The 1810-nt window shown below is 65.0% G+C and carries 2 protein-coding genes; both read right to left on the reverse strand.

Annotation, left to right across the window (positions count from 1 at the left end; translation table 11 throughout):
* A partial coding sequence (locus QTI66_RS39420; RefSeq protein ID WP_286565820.1) for a hypothetical protein occupies positions 1-305 on the reverse strand: 305 nt, incomplete at its 3' end.
* A gap of 92 nt (positions 306-397) precedes the next feature.
* On the reverse strand, positions 398-1810 hold a 1413-nt coding region (locus tag QTI66_RS39425; RefSeq protein WP_286565821.1), incomplete at its 5' end, for an SRPBCC family protein.

Raw genomic sequence — 1810 nt, forward strand, 5'->3', positions numbered from 1 at the left:
GTTCGCGGCGCGTGGGCGTCGAGTTCAGCAAGCTGCCTGACCAACGCATCGAGACGATCGTACGCGGCCAGATCGCCGAGAAATTGCGCCGCCATCTGCTCCTGCCCGACGATGGACTCGGCGATGCCGGGCAACTGTGGCGCCTGCTTGAAGCGCGACCACGATGCCTGCCGCGCGCTCTCCAGGTTCAGGGCGGCGATCTCGCCGTTGGTTGTCGGCGCCACCTGCATCGCAAGCTCCGGCGCCATTGAATCCGCAGGGCGTGCCGCGGCCAGCGAAGGAAGAGCGCCAAGCACCGGGCCCATGGCGATCCATCCGCCTGTGACCAGAAGGAGTTCTCGACGACCGATAGTCATGCTGGTGCTCCTCGCGCATCCGGAATGGGCCGCTGCCCTGATCACTTCGGCGTGCCGAAGCGCGCCTTGAGGCTTGCAAGGCCGGCGCCCAGCAACTGCGAAACGACGGTCTTCACCGCAATGGTCGGTTGCCCGTTCGCCAGGTACTGGACGTTCCACGCCACCGAACTGCCGGCGTCCTTCGGCTTGACCTCCAGCGTGCCCGTGTAGCCCTCCGCCGGCATGCCGCTGACGTTCGAATAGCGATAGAGCCGCTGCGCATCATCGAAGGCCTCCAGCCGCTCGACGATGCGCTTGCCGTCGATGGTCTCGATACTGCGCAACTGCCCGACACCGGAGCCCGTCAACTCGATCCTTGCAATCAATGGATGCCACATGCCGCCGAAGGCACCGACGAGCGCCCAGACCTGATCCGGCGGCGCCAGCAAGTCGACGCTTTCCGCCACGGTCTGCACCTGCGCATTGGGCGGCGCGAAATAAGGAAAGGTCTTGATGCCGCGCTGGGTCGCCTGCGTGGCACCGCCCTGGAGGAACTCGCGGTCATGGTTCACCATCCACGTGACCATGATGTCGATGACATCGGCGTCGACGGTGCGCCCGCCACCGGTGCGGTAGGGAACGCCCTTGAGCGTGCTCTTCTCGATCTCCAGGAAGCTTTCGTCGGTGGTCGGCTTCGACACATCGAACAGCAGGAAATCGTCGTTGAAGACATTGGCGCTGGCCTCCATCTCCGCGCGCTTCCAGTCCGTCTTGCCATCGCGGCTGTCCCATTTGCCCAGGCTGTCCATCATGCGCTGGTGAAACAGGGGCTTGAGCTTCGCTGAAATCGCGAATGGCGTCTGCTGGTTCCACAGGTCGCGAAGGTCATCCGTCCCTGCCAGCGCGGAGTTGTTGAGCCGCATGTTGGTCTGCTCGGGCCGGCCGACCCAGTCGAAGCGCGGCGGGTCGTGTCCGATCAGCGCGCCCGGCTTGTGAATCGGGCTGGTCTCCGCAATGACCGCGAAGAGCGAACCCCGTCCGGCATCGAATGCCCGGCGCGCATCCAGTTCGATGACGATGCACAGCGCGTTGTCGTGCTGCAGCAGGTTGGGCGCCTTCTTGAGGGTGGCGAACACCCAGGCCAGGTAGAAGGGATCGGAACGCAGGCCCGCGAAAACGCGGTACACGCCATCGGGCGTGGACGCCCCTTTCACGTCGTTGACGACGAGCGCAAGCGTCTGGCCGTCGGGCAGCGTGCAGGTGCCGCGCTGTGCGCGTGGCGCAGCGCCCGATGCGGGATCCAGCACATCGAAGCGACAGCTGAAGCGGTATTCCTTTTCATCGGTCTTGAAGCGCGCGGCGTTGCCCAGACCCGCAACGCTCGCCCGCCGCACGACGAACGAGTGATTCACCACGTTGGAGAACAAGGCGTGGGTTCCCGCGAAAGGAAAGACGAACAGGCCCAGCACGGTCCG

The organism is Variovorax brevis (assembly GCF_030317105.1).
In the GTDB taxonomy this organism is placed as follows: Bacteria; Pseudomonadota; Gammaproteobacteria; order Burkholderiales; family Burkholderiaceae_C; genus Variovorax; species Variovorax brevis.